This window comes from Motilibacter peucedani, assembly GCF_003634695.1.
GTDB classification, from domain to species: Bacteria; Actinomycetota; Actinomycetes; order Motilibacterales; family Motilibacteraceae; genus Motilibacter; species Motilibacter peucedani.
On record NZ_RBWV01000014.1, the window covers coordinates 63206 to 86044 of the forward strand.

Sequence of the window (22839 nt, forward strand, 5' to 3'; positions counted from 1 at the left end):
CTCTCGTGACCGACTCGGCCATCGAGCCCTTCGCCGACCTCTCGGACGCCCACCGCGACCCCGAGTGGTATCGGCGCGCGGTGTTCTACGAGGTCCTCGTCCGGGCCTTCAACGACGGTAATGGCGACGGCAGCGGCGACCTCGCCGGCCTCACCGAGAAGCTGGACTACCTCCAGTGGCTCGGCGTGGACTGCCTCTGGCTGCCGCCGTTCTTCAAGTCGCCGCTGCGCGACGGCGGCTACGACGTGTCCGACTACACCGACGTGCACGAGGAGTTCGGCACGATCGGCGACTTCGTGCGCTTCGTCGACGAGGCGCACCAGCGCGGCATGCGCGTGATCATCGACTTCGTCATGAACCACACCTCGGACCAGCACCCCTGGTTCCAGGCCTCGCGCAACGATCCCGACGGGCCGTACGGCGACTTCTACGTGTGGTCCGACACCGACCAGCGCTACCAGGACGCGCGCATCATCTTCGTCGACACCGAGGTGTCGAACTGGACCTTCGACCCGGTGCGCAAGCAGTACTTCTGGCACCGGTTCTTCAGCCACCAGCCCGACCTCAACTTCGACAACCCCGCCGTGCAGGAAGCCGTCATCGAGGCGCTGCGCTTCTGGCTCGACCTGGGCGTCGACGGCTTCCGCCTCGACGCGGTGCCCTACCTGTTCGAGCGCGAGGGCACCAACGGCGAGAACCTGCCGGAGACGCACGAGTTCCTGCGCAAGGTGCGCAGCGAGGTCGACCGGCTCTACCCCGACCGGGTGCTGCTCTGCGAGGCCAACCAGTGGCCGGCCGACGTCGTCGAGTACTTCGGCAAGGGCGACGAGTGCCACATGGCGTTCCACTTCCCGGTGATGCCGCGGCTGTTCATGGGCGTGCGGCGCGAGTCGCGCTTCCCGATCTCCGAGATCATGGCGCAGACGCCGGAGATCCCCGACGGCTGCCAGTGGGGCGTGTTCCTGCGCAACCACGACGAGCTGACGCTCGAGATGGTGACCGACGAAGAGCGCGACTACATGTGGGGCGAGTACGCCAAGGACCCCCGCATGAAGGCCAACATCGGCATCCGCCGGCGGCTGGCCCCGCTGCTCGAGAACGACCGCAACCAGCTCGAGCTCTTCACCGCGCTGCTGCTCTCGCTGCCGGGCTCGCCGGTGCTCTACTACGGCGACGAGATCGGCATGGGCGACAACATCTGGCTCGGTGACCGCGACGGCGTGCGCACGCCGATGCAGTGGACCCCCGACCGCAACGCCGGGTTCTCCAAGGCCAACCCGGGCCAGCTCTACCTGCCGATCATCATGGACCCGGTCTACGGATACCAGGTGACCAACGTCGAGGCCCAGATGAGCGCGGGCACCTCGCTGCTCCAGTGGACCCGGCGGATGATCCAGATCCGCAAGCAGAACCCCGCGTTCGGGCTCGGTACCTGGGCCGACCTCGGCGGCAGCAACCCGACGATCCTGTCGTTCATGCGCGAGTTCGGCGACGACGTCGTGCTCTGCGTCAACAACCTGTCCCGCTTCCCGCAGCCGGTGGAGCTCGACCTGAGCGCCTGGAACGGCTGGAAGCCCGTCGAGGCGCTGGGCGGGGTGGAGTTCCCCCGGATCGGGGAACTGCCCTACCTGCTCACCCTTCCGGGCCACGGCTTCTTCTGGTTCCGGCTCGACAAGCCCGAGGAGGCTCGCTGATCGTGGAACCCCAACTCCTGCAGGACTGGATGGGCACCCAGCGCTGGTTCGCCGGCAAGGGGCGCCAGTGGCACGTGGCAGGAGTGGAGCAGCTCGCGGAGCTGCGCGGTGGCCCTGCTCCCGTCCGCCTGCTCGTGGTGCGCGCCGACTACGACGACGGCTCGACCGAGGCCTACCAGCTGGCGGTCTCCATGCGCCCTGAGCCGAACGACGCGCTCGGCCACGTGCTCATCGGCGAGGTCGACGAGGACGGCACGCGCTACTTCGTCTACGACGGCTTCCACGACAAGGAGGCCACGGCGCTGCTGCTCCGCGGGCTCAAGGAGGGCGGCACGGTCGGCGGGGTCGAGTTCCACCCGCTCTCCGGCGGCGAGGGTGTGCCGGAGACGGCGTCGTCGAACGTCCTGAGCGGCGAGCAGTCGAACACCTCGCTGGTCTTCGGCGGCACCGCCATCTACAAGGCGTTCCGCAAGCTGGCGCCCGGTCTCAACCCCGACATCGAGATCCACGAGGCGCTGCTGGAGGTGGGCGCGGAGGAGATCGCGCGCCCGCTCGCGCACGTCACCGGCCGCTGGGAGCAAGCGCCCGGCGAGGTCGTCGAGGGCAACCTCGGCATGATGCAGGAGTTCCTCAGCGGCGCGAGCCTCGGCTGGGACGCCGCGCAGGTCAGCGTGCGCGACCTGTTCGCCGAGGGAGACCTGCACGCCGACGAGGTGGGTGGCGACTTCGCCAGCGAGTCCTTCCGGCTCGGTGAAGCCACCGCGCGCGTGCACCTGGCGCTCGCCGAGGCGCTCGGCACGACGACGCTCAGCGGGGACGCACTGCGTACCCTCGCCACCGCGATGCAGCACCGGCTCGAGGCGGCGGCCGCAGACGTACCCGCGCTCGAGGCGCACGTCGAGTCGCTGTCGAAGAAGTACGACGCGCTCGCCGAGCGCGACGAGCCCGTGGTCGTGCAGCGCATCCACGGCGACTACCACCTCGGCCAGGTCATGCGCACGGCCTACGGCTGGAAGCTGCTCGACTTCGAGGGCGAGCCGGCGAAGCCGCTCGCGGAGCGCCGGCTGCCCGACTCGGTGATCCGCGACGTGGCCGGCATGCTGCGGTCGTTCGACTACGCGGCCCGCTTCCAGCTCATGGACCGCGCGCGCGACGGGCAGCTGGAGTACCGCGCCGACGAGTGGGCCGAGCGCAACCGCTCGGCGTTCTGCGACGGCTACGCGGCGGCCGGCGGGCGCGACCCGCGCGACGACGGCGACCTCATCTGCGCGTACGAAGCGGACAAGGCCGTCTACGAGCTGATCTACGAGGCACGGAACCGCCCCGGGTGGGTACGCATCCCCCTGGGCGCCATCGAGCGCCTGTCGGAGGCCGAACATGCCTGAGAGCACAGCGCCTGAGAGCACAGCGCCTGAGAGCACAGCGAAGGGACCGAACGTGTCGAAGGTGGAGCCGCAGGTCGTGGCCGTGCCCCGCGAGGAGCTCGACCGGCTCGTGGGCGGCGCGCACCACGACCCGCACGGGGTCCTCGGCGCCCACGTGGGCGGCGGGGGCGTCACCGTCCGCACGCTGCGCCCGTGGGCGAAGTCGGTCACGGTCGTGACGAAGGATGCGCGCTACGAGCTCGCGCACGAGCACCGCGGCGTGTGGGCCGGTGCCCTGCCGCTGGACGAGGTGCCGGACTACCGGCTCGAAGTGGCGTTCGACAGCGGCGACGTGCACACCGTCGACGACGGCTACCGCTTCTTCCCCACCGTGGGCGAGGTCGACCGGCACCTGATCGCCGAGGGCCGGCACGAGGAGCTGTGGAGCGTGCTCGGCTCGCACGTCCGCTCCTACCCCTCGGAGCTCGGGGAGACGAGAGGTACGTCGTTCGCCGTCTGGGCGCCGAACGCCCAGGGCGTGCGCGTGGTCGGCGACTTCAACGGCTGGGACGGCGTGGCCTCTCCCCTGCGCTCGCTCGGCTCGAGCGGCGTGTGGGAGCTGTTCATCCCCGGCATCGGCGCGGGCACCCGCTACAAGTACGAGATCCTCGGCCGCGACGGCGTGTGGCGGCAGAAGGCCGACCCGATGGCCTTCCACACCGAGGTGCCGCCGTCGACGGCCTCGGTCGTGTGGGAGTCGGACTACTCGTGGACCGACCGCGAGTGGATCGAGGCGCGCGCAGCGCGAGAGACCCACAAGGCCCCGATGAGCACCTACGAGGTGCACATCGGCTCGTGGCGGCAGGGGCTCTCCTACCGCCAGCTCGCCGACGACCTCGTCGCCTACGTCGTGGAGCTCGGCTTCACGCACGTGGAGTTCATGCCGGTGGCCGAGCACCCCTTCGGCGGGTCGTGGGGCTACCAGGTCTCGTCCTACTACGCACCGTCCTCGCGCTTCGGCAACCCCGACGACTTCCGCTACCTCGTCGACCGGCTGCACCAGGCCGGCATCGGCGTCATCGTCGACTGGGTGCCCGGGCACTTCCCCAAGGACGAGTGGGCGCTGGGCCGCTTCGACGGCACCCCGCTCTACGAGCACCCCGACCCGCGCCGCGGCGAGATGCTCGAGTGGGGCACCTACGTCTTCGACTTCGGACGCAACGAGGTGCGCAACTTCCTCGTGGCCAACGCGCTCTACTGGCTCGAGGAGTTCCACATCGACGGGCTGCGCGTCGACGCGGTCGCCTCGATGCTCTACCTGGACTACTCGCGCAAGGAGGGCGAGTGGCTGCCCAACCAGTACGGCGGCCGCGAGAACCTCGACGCCGTGGCGTTCCTGCAGGAGACGACCGCCACGTCCTACCGGCGCAACCCCGGCACCACGATCATCGCCGAGGAGTCGACCGCGTGGCCGGGCGTCACGCAGCCGACCTACGCCGGCGGGCTCGGCTTCGGCTTCAAGTGGAACATGGGCTGGATGCACGACTCGCTCAGCTACGTGGCGCAAGACCCGATCTACAAGCAGTACCACCACTCCGAGATGACCTTCTCGATGGTCTACGCCTACTCGGAGTCCTACGTCCTGCCGATCTCGCACGACGAGGTCGTCTACGGCAAGGGCTCGCTGCTGCGCAAGATGCCGGGCGACCGGTGGCAGCAGCTGGCGAACCTGCGCGCCTACCTCGCCTTCATGTGGGCGCACCCGGGCAAGCAGCTGCTCTTCATGGGCCAGGAGTTCGGCCAGGAGGCCGAGTGGTCGGAGTCGCGCTCGCTCGACTGGTGGCTGCAGGACAACGCCGACCACGCCGGCGTGCAGCGGCTGGTGCGTGACCTCAACCGGGTCTACCGCGAGACGCCGGCGCTGTTCGAGCTGGACTCCTCCCCCGAGGGCTTCCGCTGGATCGACGCCAACGACGCGGCCGGCAACACGTTCTCGTGGCTGCGCTACGACTCCTCTGGCCGTCCGCTCGCTGTGGTCGTGAACTTCTCGCCGGTGCCGCACGAGCGCTTCCGGCTGGGCCTCCCCGACGCCGGTCGCTGGACCGAGGTCCTCAACACCGACGCCGACGTCTATGCCGGGTCGGGCGTCGGCAACATGGGCTCGGTGGACGCCGAGGACGTGCCCTGGCACGGGCTGCCCGCCTCCGCGCAGATGCGGGTGCCACCGCTCGGGGCGGTGTGGCTGCGCCCGGAGTGACCAGGCAGCAGCGGGTCGAGGCGCACGGCCCCGACCCGCTGCTCGTCTAGCGGCCCTGCCGCAGGATCCCTTGCACCATCGGCGCCAACCAACGGCTGTACGTCGCCGTTAGGTGGCTGGAGTCCCGGTAGACGAGGATGTTGCCGATGATGACCGGGCAGTAGACCGGGGCGTCGTCAGCGCACTGCCAGCCCTTGGGGTCGGTCATCGGCACCTTGGCCGCCATGAGTGCCGCCTCGAGGGCCGACCGGCGAGGAGTGATCCAATTGACCTTGTTCGGGCGGCCGCACGTCCGGACGTCCGACAGGTGCTTGGAGACGCACAGCGGGACGTCTGTCTGGGGATACATCGTGTCCAACATGTAGTGAACGGCGAGACCGGCGCTCTTCAGCCGAGACGCAGTGGTGACCGTCGCCTGCGCATAGCGCTGATCCGTGAACGCCTTTCCCGTGACGCTGTCGGACTGGCTCATGACGACAAGATCCGGCTTCAGACCGATGATCCGGTTGATCGTGATCTCCCGCCACTCATCGCACTCGCGGTATTGGCGGTTGAGCTGGCTGCTGAAGACGGACAGGGCCGCGGGCGTACACGCACTCTTGGTCCAGTTGATGACCCGCCAATGCTCCCGCCTTCCGGCTTCCGCGAAGGCGGGCTCCCACTGCTCGGCGTGCGAGTCACCGAAGAGCACCAGGGTGTGATGACCATGCACGTCACCGAAGACGCAGGGACCCTGAGCGACGTCCGTGAAGTTCGCTTGGCAGGACTGGGTGAAGGAGCTCTCGGGGTAGTCCTTGCCGGCTACGACGAGGTCCGGAGTGAGATTTCGCGGCGCGCCCTGCATCAGCGTTGCGAGATGGATGCTCACCCTCACCTGCGCGGCGTAGGCGCTGTCCGCGACGTCACTCGTGGTGACGAGCGTCTTTGCGGCACCGTGACCGGCGAGGACGGGCAGCGAGCTCACCATCAGGAGGGCGCAGCCCACGGCAGCAGCGGACATCATGCCGCCGGCAGTGAGCCACGCGCGGATGCGCAGTCGCGTTCGCTTGGTCGGGTACTCGATGAGGTAGTAGGTGATGGCGGCGAACCAGAGCGCGATGGCGGCCATCTCGAGGTTGCGAGCCCAGCCGAAGCTGCCCTGGCTCCCGACGACCATCGGAGCGATGACAAGAACCGGCCAGTGCCAGACGTACCAGGAGTACGACATCTTCCCGATCCACTGAGCCCACCGGTTGCGCAGGACGGACTCTGCACCGACCGCCTGCGGTCCGCAGCCGGCCGCGACCAGCAGCGTGGCACCCCCGACCGGGAGCACGGCTGCCCAGCCCGGGAAGACTGTGGCGTCGCTGTAGACGAACGCAGAGACGACGACGACTGACAGCCCCGCCCAGGACAGGCACGACGCCATTCGCACGTGCATCCGGGCGAGGCGGTGCGCGGCCACCGCGACCAGTCCACCGACACCCAGCTCCCACGCTCGCGTCTGGATGGAGAAGTAGGACAGGCTCGGGTCCCGAGGCGTCATCGTGACCGACAGGTACAACGATGCTGCGACGGTTCCGGCGAGCAGCAAGAACAGCGCCTGACCTCTGCGGCGTGCACCGACCAGCGCACACAGTCCGATGAGCACAGGCCACACCAGGTAGAACTGCTCCTCGACGGCGAGGCTCCAGAAGTGCTGGAGCGGCGAGACGGGTCCGTCCGCGTTCAGGTAGTCGACACCCTGCGCGGCCAAGCGGTAGTTGATCCCGTAGAACGCCGTCCAGATCGCGTCGTTCGCAATGCCCTTGACCTGGAGGGCGGGCGCCCACAAGCGGGCAGCCAGCAGCGTCACGATCACCGCGGCGAGCGCAGGCGGCAACAGTCGCCGCACGCGTCGCGTGTAGAACTCGGTGAAGTGGACTCGCCCGCGCATCTCGACCTCCCTCACCAGCTGACCGGTGATGAGGAACCCGGAGACGACGAAGAAGACGTCGACGCCGACGTAGCCCGCTCGCAGGCCCGGGACGTGGGCGTGGTAGAGCACCACGAGCAGGACGGCGACAGCGCGCAGCCCTTGGATGTCGGGCCGGAACCTCCGCGCTCGGAGCGGTGCCGGATGACGGGCGTCGAACGGCGAGCTGGCGATCGACTGGGTGAGGATGCTCACGACTGCGGCTCCCGGATGGTGGCGTGCGTCAGGTCGATGACGCGGCGCTGCTCGGGCAGGGTGACGACGACATCGCGTACGCGAGGCAGGTCGAGCGAGTACAGGAACGGGGCGAGCATGTAGGCCTGGATCAGCCCGAGTGCGATAGCCGGGAAGTACGTCCACGGGTAGCCGTTGAGAACCGCACGGCCGATCCCGGCCCAGAGGAGCACCGAGGTGGCGGCGAACCACGTCCGTGCCATCAGCGCGACCTTCCGCGGCGTCGACATGCCTTTCTTGGGGCTGACTCGAGCAGCCCCGGTCGGAACCCAGGCCGCAATCTTGTCGCGGAGTGCGTCGACGACAGCGAGCAAGTGACAGAAGCTGTTCACCATGCAGACCCTGTAGATCCTCATGTCCCAGCCCTTGGCCAGCCGCGGAAACACCACGAACGTGCTGACGAATGCGGGAACCATGGGAAGGTAGTTCCACCAGTGCACCTGGTCGGGGAAGAACCAGATCATCGCGAGAGTGGGAAGCACCGAGGTCATGACCAGAGCGGCCGAAGCCATGTAGTACAAGAATGCCGCCCAGAAGCACAGCCGCTGCTTCAGCGAGAACGGGGCATCGGAGAAGAAGCGACTGATCATCAGCAGCATGGACGACCTGCACCAGCGGTACTGCTGGTTGGTCAGTGCCTCCCAGTTGTCCGGCGCAAGGCCTTTGGCCAAGACGAGCGGCACGTACCTGGTGCGGTAGTTCGCCACCCAGAGCTTGACGCCCGAGTGGACGTCCTCACCCAGAGGGACCTGGGCGAACCCGCCCGCGGCGACGACGGCTTCGCGCCGGTACACGAGATTGGTGCCAGCCACGATCGCGGCCTCGTAGGTGTCGCGAGCCGGCTGGATCCACCTGAAGAAGAGCTCCTGCAGGGCGCCGGCGTACCGGCTCATGTCGTTGACGCCCCGTGCGTCGAAGTACTGCGCGGTCTGCACGACGCCGATGCGCGGGTCCTGCATGTAGGGGAGCGTCTCGTAGAGGAAGTCCGCTCGCGGTGAGAAGTCCGCGTCGAAGACGACGACGAACTCGCTGTCCGTGTTGTCAAAGGCGTGGATGAGGTTTCCCGCCTTCTTCCACTCGCCGCGGTTGCTGCGCACGACGTAGTGGAAGCCATGCGCCTCCGCCACTAGCCGGGTCCTGAGCAGGTCCGCGTCATCGAGGACGTAGACCGACAGCCGCCCTTCGTAGGAGAGTCGGCGCACGTGCGTGAACGTGTTGTGCAGCACTTCGTCGTCCTCACCGCACACTGGGATGAAGACGTCGACAGACGGCAGCGCCGCAGTGTCGCGCCGCCATGCTGCGACGAGTGTCTGGTGATCCCGGAGCGACGAGCGAGGCCGCCGTACTCGGAGCCACAGGTTGACGAAGACCGGCGGCACCATGAATGTCAGCAGCACGAATCCTAGCCACATGTCAGGGCTCTTCCTCATGACCATCACGTAGCCGTAGATGATTCCCAACTGCGCAACGAAGAGCCATACGAAGGGCCAGCGAACGTGCTTGGTGAAATAACTGTACTGCTCTGCCGCTGTGGGTGGCGCAGGCATATGGGTCTCAAAAGGGCTCGCCGAAGGCACGCATCTCTCCCGGGGTCCGACGAATACGGGCATCGGGGAGGTTTCGCCACTCGCTCGTCTCTTCGCAGGGCGACCAATTGCACGAAGAGAGTCCTTGCGTCCCGCTCCGGCGGCCAAGACGATCGCCGGTCATGAAGGACGGTAGGTCAATGGGCCGACCAGTACCCCCGAGCCGGAACAATTACCCGGGGAATCATTCGTCTGGTCGCACCAAATGTGATGCGGAGGGACAAGACCCCTCAGATGCGACATGCCCGGCACAGCACCCAGCGGTCGTGAACGACGGGGGGCTCCGCCGGAGGCGCCGCCCGGCGCCACAGTGGTCGGGCATGCTTTGTCCATGACCGTCGACCTGCAGGACAGCGACCCCGGCCTCGACCTGCTCGTCTGGGACGCGCCGAACATCGACATGACGCTGTCCCAGGTCATCGGCACACGCCCGGGGCCGGAGTCGCGCCCCCGCTTCGACGCGGTCGGCCGCTGGCTGGTGCGCAGCGCGGGCGAGTCCGACGTCGAGGCGTGCGTCTTCGCCAACGTGCCGCCGCAGAACGCCGTCAACATGCGTGGCTGGGTCGAGACGCTCCGCGCCTTCGGCTTCGCGGTCTTCGCCAAGCCCAAGCTCCAGCCGGCCGACGACGTCGACGACGCGATGCTCGACCACATCTGGCTCCGCGCCGGCGAGCGCCAGCTGCGTCGCGTGGTTGTAGCCAGCGGCGACGGGCGCAACTTCCGGGCACCGCTCGACGAGCTCTCCGACCAGGGCGTCGAGGTCGTCGTCCTCTCCTTCGCCGAGATCGCGGGCTACGCCCAGGAGAGCGACAAGATCCAGTTCATCGACCTCGAGGACGTGCCAGGGGTCTTCGTGACCCCGCTCAACCGCACGCGCCTCGACGCGCTGCCGCCCGAGGGCGCGTGGCTGGTGCCGACGGGGTCGCTGCGCGACCTCTAGACCACCAGCGCGGGTCTTGTGGCCGCTCAGGCGCAGTGGCATGGTGCGAAGACCCCGCGGCTCGGGGGGTCCGGGTCTCCCCCGGACCAGCCGCAGGGACGGGAGGACTCATGCGTCGCACTGCCGCGGCCTGCGCCGCGTTCCTGGCCGTCACGACGGCCGTCGCCACGGGCGTACCGTCCACCGCCCAGGCCGCGTCCGGCAAGAGCACCGTCCGCATCCACGTCGACCACCACTCGTCGCCCATCCACCTGGCAGACATCAGCCCCGGCGTGCCGTTCTACGCACCGGTCGTGACCCTGTCGGCCCGGGTCACAGGCTGCACTCCGGGCGAGACGCTCGACGTCGGCGTCGAGGCCACCCAGGAGGGGCACGCGCTCGACACGGCGTACATCTCCATCGGCGCGACCGAGTTCAGCTGTCCTGAAGCAGGCGCGGTCTCGCCGGCCTTCAACGTGACGGCGCACAGCGCAGACCGCCCGCTCCACCCGGGCAAGCTGCGGGTCACCTGGCAAGTGCTGAAGGCAGGCCACGACGCGCTGACCAAGACCTCGCAGGTGAGGGTCCCCGACCAGCCGGTGAGCAAGCGCCGGCTCGAGCTGCAGATCTCGCACCGGACCTCGCCCATCGTCATCCGCGACGTCAACTTCTTCGGCGACCAGCCCGACCTCGAGCCGGCGACCACAGCGACTGCCACGGCCAGCGGCTGCACGCCCGGGTCCGACGTCTTCATCTGGGGCGAGGCGGTGCAAGACGGCCACCTCCTGGGCAACTGGGCGGGCACGCACCCGGGCTACGGCCTGACGCAGTGCGGCTCTGACGGTGTGGCGAGCATCGGTGAGGAGGTGTTCGGCAGCGACCTGCACCCCGGCAGGCTGCGGCTGACGTTCCACGCCTACGAGTCGAGCCCCGACGGTCCAGGCACCCTCGAGGTGACCCGGTCGTCGCAGGCGAAGGTGCCGGCCTGAGGAGAGGTCCGCTTCGTCCGCGAGCGACCCGCTCGGAGTCGCTTGTGACGCTCGTCGCAGTTGTCCAGCGGACGGGCCTGAGCCCACAGCTCGAACAGGTGACTCCATGGCGTGACAGTGCCCAATCTGTCACTGCCTGTAGCCGTTATCAGGGTCCATACCGCCAAACGGTTACGGGATGTTGAACAAGTGCAGACCAGATGGCCCATCAAGGGCTACGCTTCTGCCTCACGCACGGTGGTGAATCGACTGGGGGGGCCAGCCGGTGACTGTGCGTGTTCACCAGGGGTGGGGTTATGACAGGCACAGGCAAGTCCTTGCGGGGGCAAGAGCTCGACACCCGGCCGGCCGGCGGCTCGCTGGCCGTAGGCGGTGCGGCATGACGCAGATGATGTTCCGTCCGGAGACCGACACCCGGCCGCAGGTCGTCAGCACCATCACGATCCCGGAGCAGGCCGACGCCGCTCACCACGTCGACGTCACGGTCTCCGAGCCCGAGCAGCCCGCCGACCACGCCGGCGAGCACCTCCTGCTGGTCGCCTCGAGCGGCGGGCACCTCGCCCAGCTGCTGGCGCTGCGCTCGTGGTGGCAGGAGTTCCCGCGCACGTGGGTCACCTTCGACACCGAGGACGCGCGCTCGCAGCTCGCCGGCGAGGACATCGTCTTCGCCAAGCACCCGACCACGCGCAATGTGAAGAACCTGCTGCGCAACTCGGTCATCGCTGCCAAACTCATGCGCGACGTCAGACCGACGATGATCGTCTCCACCGGAGCGGCCGTCGCCTTCCCGTTCTTCCTCTACGCCAAGGGGATGCACGTCCCGACCGTCTACCTCGAGGTCTTCGACCGGGTCGACTCGAGGACCCTGACCGGCCGCCTGTGCCGCCCTCTGGCGAGCGAGTTCCTGGTGCAGTGGGAGCAGCAGCGGGCCCTCTACAAGGGCTCCCGAGTGATTGGCACCCTCCTGTGATCGTCCTTCCCGACACCGACGCAGCCCGTCTGCCGCTGGTCTTCGTGACCGTCGGCTCCGACTACCACCCCTTCTCCCGGCTGATCTCCTGGGTCGACGGGTGGATGGCCGACGGTGGCTCGCAGCGCGCCCGCTGCATCATGCAGTACGGCACTGCGCCTGCCCCGGCCCACGCCGAGGGCGAGGCCTTCATGGGCCACGACCTCGTGCTCAGCCTGATGCGCAGCTCCACCGCGATCGTCGCCCAGGGCGGCCCGATGACCCTCATCGAGTCGCGCCGGCAGGGCCGGCTCCCCATCGCCGTGCCGCGCACCGCCTCGCTCGGCGAGGTCGTCGACGACCACCAGCACGCCTTCTGCGCCCACCTCCACGCGCAGGGCCACGCGGTCCTGGCCACCGACGAGGAGTCGGTGCGCCGCCTGCTCGACGAGGCCGTCGCCGCCCCCGCGAAGTTCCGGGTCGACGTCACGGCCGAGGGCCAGCAGGTCGACGAGGCGGTCGAGCGCTTCGCCTCCATCGCCCAGCGCCTGCTCGACGAGCGCCGCGCCTCGGCCCAGGTGCCGCGCCGGCGCCTGCCCCTCACGCGCCTCCGACGCAGCGGCGTCGGCGCGCGCAGCTAGCCACAGCCCGCTCGTCCACACAGACACCACACAGCTTCCCGCGTCCCGCACGGTCGGCCGACCGTGCGGGGCTCGAGCCACCGCGCCTCCGGGCGCTGCATCCCGGTCAACGGCTGCCCTGGGAGGGCGTCAGCGACTTGCACCACCCGCTCGTCCACCGTGCACGTGTTGACGCCCGTCAGCCACGGTGATCTTCCCTCAGAAGGGTTCCTCATGCGGATATCGCGAAGTGTCGCGACGCTCGCGGTCACCGGGTTGTTGGGTACGGGTCTCGCCGTCCTCCCGGTGCAGTCGGCGTCCGCGGTCCAGAACGGCACCGTGCCCGGCACGGCCGCCAGCACCTGGCAGACCAACGGTGTCGTGCGCGCCATCACGGCCGCCAACGGCATCGTCTACATCGGCGGCGACTTCACCGCCGTGCGCCCGCCCGGCGCGGCCGCCGGAGCTGCGAGCGAGGTGGCGCGCAACCACTTCGCGGCCTTCAACGCCTCGACCGGTGCGCTGATCACCACCATCAACCACAACGTCTCGGCCCCGATCTACTCGCTCTCGACGAGCTCCAACGGCGCGACCGTCTACATGGGTGGCGACTTCACCACCGTCGACGGCGCCGCGCGCAACCGCGTGGCCGCGTTCAACGCGAGCACGAACGCGCTGACCTCGTGGGCCCCCAACGTCAACGCCCGCGTCAACGGAATCGTCGCCACAGCGAGCACCGTCTACGTCTCCGGTGCCTTCTCGAAGGTTGGCAGCGTCGCGGTCACCCGCGTCGCGGCCATCAACGCGGCCAACAACAACCTGCTCGCCGGCTTCTCGGCCAGCGCTGACGCGAGCGTCTACGCGATCGCGCTCTCGAAGCCGGGCGACAAGCTCTACCTCGCCGGCGGCTTCACCAGCGTCAACGGCGACAGCAGCTACCACTCGGCAGCAGTCGTCGACGCCTCCACCGGGTCACTGCTCCCCCTGCCGGCCCGCTCGGTCATCCCGCCGAAGACCGCTTCGTGCACCAGCGAGATGAAGGTGGTCAAGACCGACGCCGACAGCGTCTACTTCGGCGCTGAAGGCACCGGCGGCGGCTGCTTCGACGGCACCTTCGCCGCCAACATCAGCGACGGCTCGCTCAAGTGGCAGAGCCAGTGCCTCGGTGCGACGCAGGGCCTGACGGTCGTCAACGGCCTCGTCTACACCGGCTCGCACTCGCACGACTGCACCGCGGACCAGGGCTTCGACCCCGACGCCTTCCCGGAGGTCGGCTGGAGCAAGGGCCTGGCCCGCCACCTGCTCGCGCGCAGCGCCGCAAACGGCAAGGTGTCGTCGTGGTACCCGAACACCGACGGTGGACCGGGGGGTGTCGGCCTCGGGCCGCGCGTCCTCGAGACCGACGGCAGCCAAGTCTTCGTCGGTGGCGAGTTCACCAACGTGAACGGTCAGGCGCAGCAGGGCTTCACGCGCTTCTCGCCCACGGCGAGTGCCGACGCAGCGCCGGCACGTCCTGCAGCGCCTGCGGCTGTCGCTCGCCCGAACGGCGCCATCGCGGTCTCGGTGCAAGCTCCCCTCGACACGGACGACACGGACCTCACCGTGCGCATCTACCGCGACGGTGGCACCACGCCGATCGCCAGCGTCCCCGTGCACTCGCTGTTCTGGCGCGACCCGGTCGTCAGCATCGTCGACAGCGCAGTCGCCGTCGGCACCAGCCACACCTACACCGCTGACGCGATCGAGACCAACGGCACCGTCGCAGGCGCCAAGTCCAGCGCGTCGAACCGCGTCACCGCCGTGCAGGCCCTCAGCAGCTACGCCAGTGCGGTCAACGGCGACAGCCCGACGCTGTTCTGGCGTCTCGGCCAGACCGGCGGGTCCGCCGCGGCCGACAGCTCCGGCAACGGCGTCGGCGGCATCTACGCCGGCGGCGTCACCTACAACCAGCCCGGACAGACCAGCGATGGTGACACCGGCATCCAGACCGACGGCATCAACGGACTCGTCTCGTCCTCCGAGGCCGTCGCCGGTCCGTCGACCTTCAGCATCGAGGCGTGGATCAAGACCACCACGACCACAGGCGGCAAGATCATCGGCTTCGGCAACCGTCAGGGTGGCTACGACTTCAGCGGCAACCCCGCAGTCAGCGGCAGCTACGACAAGCAGCTCTACATGGCCAACGACGGCCGCGTGCTCTTCGGCGTCTACAACGGCAACACGACCACGCTGGCCTCGAGCGCCGCCTACAACGACGGCCAGTGGCACCACCTCGTCGGCACGCAGGACTCCGGCGGCATGGCGCTCTGGGCCGATGGAGTGCGCCTCGGCCGCAACAGCGTCACCACCAACCAGAGCTACACCGGCTACTGGCGCGTCGGCGGCGACAGCCTGGGCAGCTGGCCGAGCCAGCCGTCCAGCAACTTCTTCGCCGGCTCGATCGACGACGTCGCGGTCTACGGCGGTGCGCTGACCCGCACCCAGGTCCTCAACCACTACACCGCGTCGGGCCGCTCGGTCGCTCCGGGCAGCACCCCGCAGGACACCTACGGCAAGGCGGTCGTCGCTGACGACCCGCAGTCGTACTGGCGCCTCGACGACGCTGCAGCCACCACCGCCGCCGACAGCGCGGACGGCACGGCTCCTGGCGCGTACGCCGGTGGCGTGACGACGGGTGCCGCCGGCGCCCTCGGGACGACCGGAAAGGCCGCCACCTTCGACGGTGTCAACGGCAACGTCGCGTCGGCCAGCCAGGTCGGCGGCCCGAGCAAGTACGCCGTCGAGCTGTGGTTCAACACCACCACCACCCGTGGCGGCAAGCTGATCGGCTTCGGCAACTCGAAGACCGGCAACAGCGGCAACTACGACAAGCACGTCTACATGCTCAACAACGGGCGTCTCTCCTTCGGCGTCTACAACGGCGGGTTCGACATCATCACCTCGACCGCCGCCTACAACGACGGTGCGTGGCACCACGTGGTCGCCATGCAGGGCCCGTCGGGCATGGCGATGTACGTGGACGACCGTCTCGTCGGCACCAACCCGACGGTCGGCAACCAGAGCTACAACGGCTACTGGCGAGTCGGCGGCGACAACCTCGGCGCGTGGCCCAACCGCCCCGCGAGCGACTACTTCGCCGGCACCATCGACGAGGTCGCCGTCTACGGCGGTCCGCTCAGCGCCACGCAGGTCGACGCGCACTACTCCGCGTCCGGCCGCCAGGGACCCGACACCACCGCCCCCGTCACGGCGATCACCTCGCCGGCCGACGGTGCGAGCCTGCTCGCCGGTGACGTCGCGGTGACCGCCACGGCGACCGACGCCGGCGGCGTCGCCTCCGTCGACCTCCAGGTCGACGGCACGACGGTCACCACCCGCACCACCGCGCCCTACACGTTCACCTGGAACGCCACGGCCGGCACCCACGTGCTGACCACGGTCGCCCGTGACGCGTCCGGCAACGTCGGCTCCTCCGCGCCGGTGAACGTCACCGTTACGGTGCCCGACACCACGGCTCCCTCGGTGGCGATCACCTCGCCGGCGGGCGGCGCCAGCGTCTACGGCGCCACCACGGTGCAGACGACCGCCACCGACAACGTCGCGATCGCGTCGGTCGACCTCAAGGTCGACGGCACCACGGTCGCCACGACGAGCACCACGCCCTACAGCTTCATGTGGGACGCGAGCAGCGTGAGCGTCGGCAGCCACACCCTGGTCGCCGTCGCCCGCGACACCTCGGGCAACGTGACCAGCTCGGCCCCGGTCTCGGTCACGGTGGTCCTGCCGCCGGACACCACCGCGCCGAGCGCTCCCTCCGGCCTGTCGGCCACCGCGGCCACCGACCACGTGACCCTCACGTGGACGGCTGCCACGGACGACCGCGGCGTCGGCAGCTATCGCGTCGTCCGCGACGGCGTGGTCCTCCCGGACGTCGTGAGCGGCACCACCTTCACCGACACGGCGGTCGCCACCTCGACGACCTACCACTACTCGGTGCAGGCGGTCGACACCTCGGGCAACATCGGCCCCGACAGCAACGTCGTGACCGTGCGGACCCCCGACACGACCAACCCCGTCGTCTCGATCGGCTCGCCGACCATCGACGACCAGGTCTACGGCCCGACGCCGGTCGTGGTGAACGCCACGGACGACACCGGGATCGCCTCGGTGAGCGTCAAGGTCGACGGCAGCTCGCTCGGCACGGACACCACCGCGCCGTACGAGTTCACCTGGAACGCGACGGTCGCCGGCAACCACACGCTGGTCGCCACGGCCACCGACACCTCGGGCAACTCGGCGACCTCCGAGCCGATTGTCGTCACGGTCGTCGTCCCGCCGGACACCACCGCCCCGACCGCGCCCACGGCGCTCCACACCACGGCGACCACCGTGGACCACGTCGACCTGGCGTGGACCGCCTCGACCGACAACGTCGGCGTGACGGGCTACGAGGTCCTGCGTGACGGCGCGGTGGTCGGCACCAGCGCCGGCACCACCTACACCGACAGCACGGTCAGCTCGTCGTCGAACTACTCGTACTCGGTGCGGGCACGTGACGCGGCGAACAACGTCAGCGTCGAGAGCGCGGCCCTGGCCGTGACCACTCCCGACGTGACCGTGCCGACCGTGGCCATCACCTCGCCGGCGGCGGGCGACACCGTCTCCGGTGCGACCACCGTCACGGTGACCGCGGGCGACGACGTGTCGCTGGCCTCGGTCAAGCTCACGGTCGACGGCGCTGCGGTGGCCACCCTCACCTCCGCGCCCTTCACGTTCACCTGGAACGCGACGGGCTCGGGCCAACGCACACTGGTCGCAGTCGCCACCGACGCCGCGGGCAACACCGCGTCGTCCGACCCGGTCACGGTCAGCGTCGTGGCGCCGGCCGACACCACTGCCCCGAGCGTGCCGACCGGTCTGCACACGACGGCCGTCGCCAAGGACCACGTCGACCTGGCGTGGACGGCGTCGACCGACAACGTCGGCGTCACCGGCTACGAGGTGCTGCGCGACAGCACGGTCCTCGCCACGGTGACGGGCACCAGCTGGAGCGACACCGGCGTCACCCCGTCCACCGCCTACACCTACACGGTGCGGGCCCTGGACGCCGCCGGCAACCGGAGCACGGCGAGCGGCTCGGTCACCGTGACCACGCCGGCAGCGACCACCACGCTGTTCAACGACCCGTGGACCGGCGCCGACGGGGCTCCGTGGGCGAGCGCCTGGACGACCAGCAGCAGCAGCGGCTCGGTCACCACCCAGGGGGGTGCGGGAGTCCTCGCGCCGAACGACGCGTCGGGTGCCTACGCCCGGGCGCAGCTCACCGGCGTGAGCGCTAAGGCCGACACCGACACGGTGTTCTCCTACAAGTGGTCGGCCACCGGGGCCTCGCAGTACGTCGACATCTACGTCCGTGGCACGGGTGGCTGGCAGAACGGCTACCGCCCGCGCAACGGCTACGGGCTGGAGCTCTCCTCCTCGTCGGGCACCGTGGCGCTGTTCAAGAACGTCAACGGCACCAACTCGACGATCCGCACGGTCTCGAGCGCGCAGAAGCTCGTCACGACCAAGCAGTGGGTGCGCATCAAGGTCAGCGGTTCCACGATCCAGTGGCACATCTGGTCCGACGGCACCACGGAGCCCACTGCCTGGAACACCGACACCGACACGTCGGTGACGGCGGCCGGCCAGCTGTTCCTGGCCGCGAACCGAGGCTCGAGCAACACGGGCGCCAAGAGCGTCGCGATCGACGACCTCACGATCACGGACCTCACCCCCTGAAGGTCCACCTGAGAAGGTGACGGCCGTGCCGGAAGCTGCCCCTGCTTCCGGCACGGCCGTCGCCGTTCCACCCCTCTGCAGCAGGACTTGAGCGCCGGACCCAGACGTCACCCGTTCAGCCTGGCCCCAAGTGCCCATCCGCGGGCGAAGCACCGCCACGGATGACCGCCCGCACGTAGCGTCATAGGCGTACGCAGCGTCGCGACACCTCGCCCCAGGCGCAGTCGATCACGCGACCTCGAACACCATAGGAGTCCACATGTGCGGCATCGCTGGATACATCGGCCACCGACCGGCAGTCGACGTCGTGATGGCCGGGCTGCGTACGCTGGAGTACCGCGGCTACGACTCGACCGGCGTCGCCCTCGCCTTCGCCGGGAAGCTCGCCGTGCGCAAGCGCTCGGGCAAGCTCGCGGTCCTGCGCGACTCGCTCGCCGCTGAGCCGCTGCCGCCCGCGACCACCGGCATCGGGCACACCCGCTGGGCGACGCACGGCGCGCCGAGCGAGGCCAACGCCCACCCGCACACGGACGCGACGAGCAGCATCGCCGTCATCCACAACGGCATCATCGAGAACTACCTCGAGCTGCGCGCCGAGCTCGAGACCCGCAGCTTCTCCATGTCCTCGCAGACCGACAGCGAGGTCGTCGCCCACCTGGTCGTCGACGAGATCCAGCGCTCCGGCGTGGAGGTCACCGAAGCCGTACGTCGTGTGTGCCGCGTGCTGCGCGGGTCCTTCGCACTCGTCGTCTCCAGCGCCGCGGACCCCGAAGTCCTGGTCGCGGCCCGCCGCAACAGCCCGCTCGTCATCGGGCTCGGCGACCGCGAGCACTTCGTCGCGTCGGACTCCGCCGCCTTCCTCGCCTACACCTCGCGCGCCGTCGAGCTCGCCGACGACCAGGTCGCCGAGCTGCGCACCGACGGGCTCCGCGTCACCGACCTCGCCGGTGCAGCCGTGGCCGTCGAGGCCTTCGAGCTCGAGCGCGACGCCGCGTCCGTGGAGAAGGGCGACTACCCCTACTTCATGCTCAAGGAGATCGCCGAGCAGCCGCAGGCCGTGGCCGACACGCTGGCCGGCTCGCTCGTCGACGGCCGCGTCTCGCTGCCCGGCCTCGGGCTCAGCGAGCAGTGCATCCGCGAGCTCACCTCGGTCGTCGTCATCGCGTGCGGCTCGTCGTACCACGCCGGGCTCATCGCCCAGCAGGCCATCGAGCGCTGGACCGACCTGCCCGTGCACGTCGAGGTCGCCTCGGAGTTCCGCTACCGCGAGCCCAAGCTGCGCAGCACCACGCTCGTCGTCGCCGTGTCGCAGTCGGGCGAGAGCATGGACACGCTGATGGCCCTGCGCCACGCGCAGCAGGCCGGCGCGACCGTCGTGAGCATCTGCAACACGCGCGGCTCCAGCATGGCGCGCGAGTCGCACGGCGTGCTCTACACCGAGGCCGGCACCGAGATCGGCGTCGCCGCCACCAAGACGTTCCTGACCCAGGTGGCCGCGGGATACCTGCTGGCACTGCACCTCGCCGGTGTGCGCGGCGGGCAGACCACTGATGGCCTCATTGAGGTCGCCGAAGCCCTCGCCGACATCCCCCGCGCCGCCCGGCAATTGCTGGCCACCGTGCCGCAGCTGCGGGCGCTGGCCGCCTCGCTGGCCGACCGTGACGCGGTGCTCTTCCTCGGCCGGCAGCTCGGCTACCCCGTCGCCATGGAGGGCGCGCTCAAGCTCAAGGAGCTGGCCTACCTCCACGCTGAGGCGTTCGCCGCCGGCGAGCTCAAGCACGGCCCGATCGCGCTCATCGAGGACGGCCTGCCCGTCGTCGTGGTGATGCCGAGCGCGTCGCAGCAGCCGCTGCTGCACGAGAAGATGATGTCGAACATCCAGGAGGTCCGAGCCCGCGGCGCCGTGACCGTCGTCATCGCCGAGCAGGGCGACGAGTCGGTCGACGCCTGTGCCGACGCCGTCGTGCGGATGCCCACGACGCACTTCATGCTCGCGCCGCTGCTCGCCAGCATCCCGCTGCAGATCCTCACCTGCGAGCTGGCTCTCGCCCGTGGCTGCGACGTCGACCAGCCCCGCAACCTGGCCAAGTCCGTCACCGTCGAGTAGGCGCTCGTGTCCGAACAGACCGGCCCGCCACCGCAGGTGACGGGGCGGCGTGTTCGGACACAAGACGTACGGCCCTGCGCGGGCAGGGCGCTCGGTCAGGCGAGGGACGGTACGGGTGCGGCGACCGGGAGCGCCGGCACCGCCGGCTCGCGGTCGGGGGCGCGCATGCCCAGAGCCGCGGCCACCATGACCAGCATCAGCTGGGGGCCGTCATAGCCGTAGTAGACGATCGTCAGCAGCGCCACGACGGGCACGACGTGCAACCACACATGGTCGACGCCGCGCCGTCGGCTGCTGACCAGCGCTGCCGCCACCAGCCATGCGATGAAGCAGAACAGCGCCGGGAAGCCGTAGCTGAACATGACGTTCCAGACCTGGCCCTGGGTGCCGATCGAGATGTCGAGCGTCTGCGAGGGACGCGGCGCACCGTTGCCGAGCAGCGGAGAGGCGACCGCGCCGTCGAAGGCCTCGCGGTAGACCTGTGCCCGTCCAGTGTTGGTCTCGCTGTAGTGCAGCCGCTCGTTGAGCGAGCTGACCACTCCGGCGGCGCTCGCGACGAACGCCCCCACGACCCCGGCTGTCATGATCCCCATCAGCGGCACGACGTGGCCGCGCCACGCGAGCCGCACCGCTGCGTATGCCAACCCGAAGCCCAGCGCGATGTACATGCCGCGATTGAGCGTGAAGACCGCGGGCACCACGGCTGCGCACAGGACGCCGGCGATGAGGGCGCGGTCCCGCGCACGCCGCGTGGCAGACAGCGCCGCGCACGCGAGCGGCACGAGCAGCGCGACGTTGCAGCCCCAGCCGTTGGTGTAGGCGAACGGCGCGCTGGGTCGGGTGAACGTGCGCGGTGAGCCATAAGGCCGCTGCACCTCCGCGAACGGTGGGTGCACTAGGTCGTGGACGTACTCGTTCGAGGCGATGCTGCCCGGAAGCAGATTCTCGGCCGGTGTCGTTAGGTGGCCGTGCGGGATGAGCACGCCCAACCAGCCGCCGACCACGACGAAGGCGAAGAAGCCGGCAACGGCGAGCAAGGCACTGCGGCGAGGGAGGCGGCGCTCGCTGCAGTTGTAGACGTAGAGGAACACCACACCCGCACCGATGTAGTTGGCCAGGCGTACGGCGAAGCCGACCAGGCGCAGGGCGCTGTCCAGCTCGATGGCGGCCGCGGCTGCCCACACGACGAAGAGCACCCAGAGCGCGAAAGCGGGCGGCACGCGCACCGTGCGCCGCATGACCAGCAGCACAACCATGGGCACCGCCACCATCGCGACAGCGAAGGCACCGAAGCCGAGGACCCACCAGACAGGGAAGCCGGCCACGAGCAGGTAGAACGGCCACGCCGGCAGCTCGGCGCCCACGCTCGCCTGACGACGTAGCACCTCAGATCCCGTGCCCGAACCGCCGCGCGGTGGTGACCACCCGGTCGGCGGAGACCAGCCGGCTCGCCACGAGCAGCGCCGCGTAGCTCTGCTTGGGCGTGCGCGACCGGCGCAGCGAACGGACCGCGGTGGAGACGGCTTTGCGACGCTGGCCCATGGCTGCGCTGGCGAAGGCGAGCTGGCCCTCGACGCGCGCCAGCCCGGCGGGCTCGGTCTCGAACTCGGGGAACCGCTCCAGCAGGTAGGTGAGCGCCTTCTCGATCGTGTCCCATTTGCTCACGAAGAACGAGGAGTCGTGCCAGTAGACGCGCACGTAGGGCTCGGGCACGGAGACGATCGGACCGACGCGCGCCGCGCGCAGAAGCCACTCGTAGTCCTCGCCGTAGCCGCCGGGGATCTCCTCGTCGACGAGGCCGATGTCGCTCAGCAAGTGCTCCCTCGAGACCATGAAGGCCGAGGGGTGGATCTCGATGTGCCGGTCGCGCAGCATGTCGCTCAGCTCGAGTGGATGTGCTGGGGCCCGTCGCTCCAGCTCGCGGCCCTCGTGGGCGATGACGATGCCGGTCACGCAGGCGCTGGCCGACGGCGACGCCTGCATGAGACGGACCTGGGCGGTCAGCTTGCCCTGCATCCACTCGTCGTCGTCGTCGCAGGCGCAGACCAGCTCGCCCGTGGCGACCAGGTAGCCGCTGTTGCGGTTGCCCGCGAGGCCACGGGTACGCGTGTTGACCGCCGCCCGCAGCGTGCGGCCCTCCGGCAGCTCGACCTCAGGGAGGCGTGGCTCGGTGCCGTCGAAGACGACGATGCACTCGACCGTGCCGGGGTAGTCCTGGCCGATGATCGCCTCGACCGCCCGCTTCATCCACTCGGGACGGTCGACGGTCGGCACGACGACGCTCACAGCCGGCCAGTCGGAGCCCGCGGGCTCGGCGAGCTCGGGTGTCTGCGTCATGGCTTTCCCCATCTGTGTCTGGCCCTGCGTGTGCGGTTCGTGGCGATC

General features: G+C 69.6%; 13 protein-coding genes. 9 read left to right on the forward strand and 4 right to left on the reverse strand.

All coding sequences use genetic code 11. The features are described 5' to 3' along the window. Positions 1-5 precede the first annotated feature (5 nt). From treS to glgB, 3 genes are read left to right on the forward strand one after another with little or no spacing between them, the layout of a single operon-like run. Entirely contained in the window at positions 6-1694 is a 1689-nt protein-coding gene (gene treS, locus CLV35_RS15380; protein ID WP_121194399.1) for a maltose alpha-D-glucosyltransferase, read from the forward strand. A 2-nt stretch (positions 1695-1696) separates the two neighbouring features. Beyond that, positions 1697-3079: a maltokinase N-terminal cap-like domain-containing protein gene (locus tag CLV35_RS15385; RefSeq protein ID WP_231121891.1), complete on the forward strand. Its 1383-nt coding sequence runs from the start codon at positions 1697-1699 to the stop codon at positions 3077-3079. Next, positions 3072-5315 (forward strand): 1,4-alpha-glucan branching protein GlgB, encoded by a 2244-nt coding sequence (gene glgB / locus CLV35_RS15390; protein WP_121194401.1) that lies wholly within the window; start codon positions 3072-3074, stop codon positions 5313-5315. Before CLV35_RS15385 ends, glgB begins: the two co-directional genes overlap by 8 nt. Positions 5316-5361: 46 nt before the next feature. Here glgB and CLV35_RS15395 read toward each other — a convergent pair whose 3' ends face one another. After that, the gene (locus CLV35_RS15395; protein ID WP_183062018.1) at positions 5362-7464 is read right to left on the reverse strand and encodes an acyltransferase family protein; all 2103 of its coding nucleotides are present in this window, start codon (positions 7462-7464) and stop codon (positions 5362-5364) included. Continuing rightward, positions 7461-9080, reverse strand: coding sequence for a glycosyltransferase (locus CLV35_RS15400; protein WP_183062019.1), 1620 nt, complete (start codon positions 9078-9080; stop codon positions 7461-7463). Before CLV35_RS15400 ends, CLV35_RS15395 begins: the two co-directional genes overlap by 4 nt. A gap of 340 nt (positions 9081-9420) precedes the next feature. On the opposite strand from CLV35_RS15400, the gene CLV35_RS15405 reads away from it, so the two are divergent. From CLV35_RS15405 to glmS, 6 genes are all read left to right on the forward strand, one after another. After that, positions 9421-10029, forward strand: coding sequence for an NYN domain-containing protein (locus CLV35_RS15405; protein WP_121194403.1), 609 nt, complete (start codon positions 9421-9423; stop codon positions 10027-10029). A gap of 110 nt (positions 10030-10139) precedes the next feature. Further along, positions 10140-10997, forward strand: a complete 858-nt coding sequence (locus CLV35_RS15410; RefSeq protein WP_121194404.1) for a hypothetical protein — start codon at positions 10140-10142, stop codon at positions 10995-10997. Positions 10998-11376: 379 nt separating this feature from the next. Next, positions 11377-11967 (forward strand): glycosyltransferase family protein, encoded by a 591-nt coding sequence (locus CLV35_RS15415; RefSeq protein ID WP_231121897.1) that lies wholly within the window; start codon positions 11377-11379, stop codon positions 11965-11967. Then, a complete protein-coding gene (locus CLV35_RS15420) occupies positions 11964-12587 on the forward strand; it encodes a glycosyltransferase (protein WP_121194405.1) in 624 nt (207 codons plus the stop codon). Before CLV35_RS15415 ends, CLV35_RS15420 begins: the two co-directional genes overlap by 4 nt. 213 nt (positions 12588-12800) lie before the next feature. Beyond that, on the forward strand, positions 12801-18347 hold the full coding sequence (locus tag CLV35_RS15425) for an Ig-like domain-containing protein (RefSeq protein ID WP_147431989.1): 5547 nt from the start codon (positions 12801-12803) through the stop codon (positions 18345-18347). Positions 18348-18606: 259 nt separating this feature from the next. Beyond that, complete coding sequence (gene glmS / locus CLV35_RS15430; protein ID WP_121194407.1) at positions 18607-20454, forward strand: glutamine--fructose-6-phosphate transaminase (isomerizing); 1848 nt, start codon at positions 18607-18609, stop codon at positions 20452-20454. Between the two features lie 95 nt (positions 20455-20549). Here glmS and CLV35_RS15435 read toward each other — a convergent pair whose 3' ends face one another. Together CLV35_RS15435 and CLV35_RS15440 are read right to left on the reverse strand one after the other, a co-directional pair. Continuing rightward, the gene (locus CLV35_RS15435) at positions 20550-21839 is read right to left on the reverse strand and encodes an O-antigen ligase family protein (RefSeq protein ID WP_147431990.1); all 1290 of its coding nucleotides are present in this window, start codon (positions 21837-21839) and stop codon (positions 20550-20552) included. Between the two features lies 1 nt (position 21840). Further along, positions 21841-22791, reverse strand: a complete 951-nt coding sequence (locus CLV35_RS15440; protein ID WP_121194409.1) for a glycosyltransferase family 2 protein — start codon at positions 22789-22791, stop codon at positions 21841-21843. Between the last annotated feature and the right edge of the window lie 48 nt (positions 22792-22839).

Coding starts and splice junctions, on each gene's coding strand:
- glgB (WP_121194401.1), top strand. CDS start 3,072: ATGCCTGAGAGCACAGCGCCTGAGAGCACAGCGCCTGAGAGCACAGCG.
- CLV35_RS15405 (WP_121194403.1), top strand. CDS start 9,421: ATGACCGTCGACCTGCAGGACAGCGACCCCGGCCTCGACCTGCTCGTC.
- CLV35_RS15410 (WP_121194404.1), top strand. CDS start 10,140: ATGCGTCGCACTGCCGCGGCCTGCGCCGCGTTCCTGGCCGTCACGACG.
- CLV35_RS15415 (WP_231121897.1), top strand. CDS start 11,377: ATGACGCAGATGATGTTCCGTCCGGAGACCGACACCCGGCCGCAGGTC.
- CLV35_RS15425 (WP_147431989.1), top strand. CDS start 12,801: ATGCGGATATCGCGAAGTGTCGCGACGCTCGCGGTCACCGGGTTGTTG.
- glmS (WP_121194407.1), top strand. CDS start 18,607: ATGTGCGGCATCGCTGGATACATCGGCCACCGACCGGCAGTCGACGTC.
- CLV35_RS15440 (WP_121194409.1), bottom strand. CDS start 22,791: ATGACGCAGACACCCGAGCTCGCCGAGCCCGCGGGCTCCGACTGGCCG.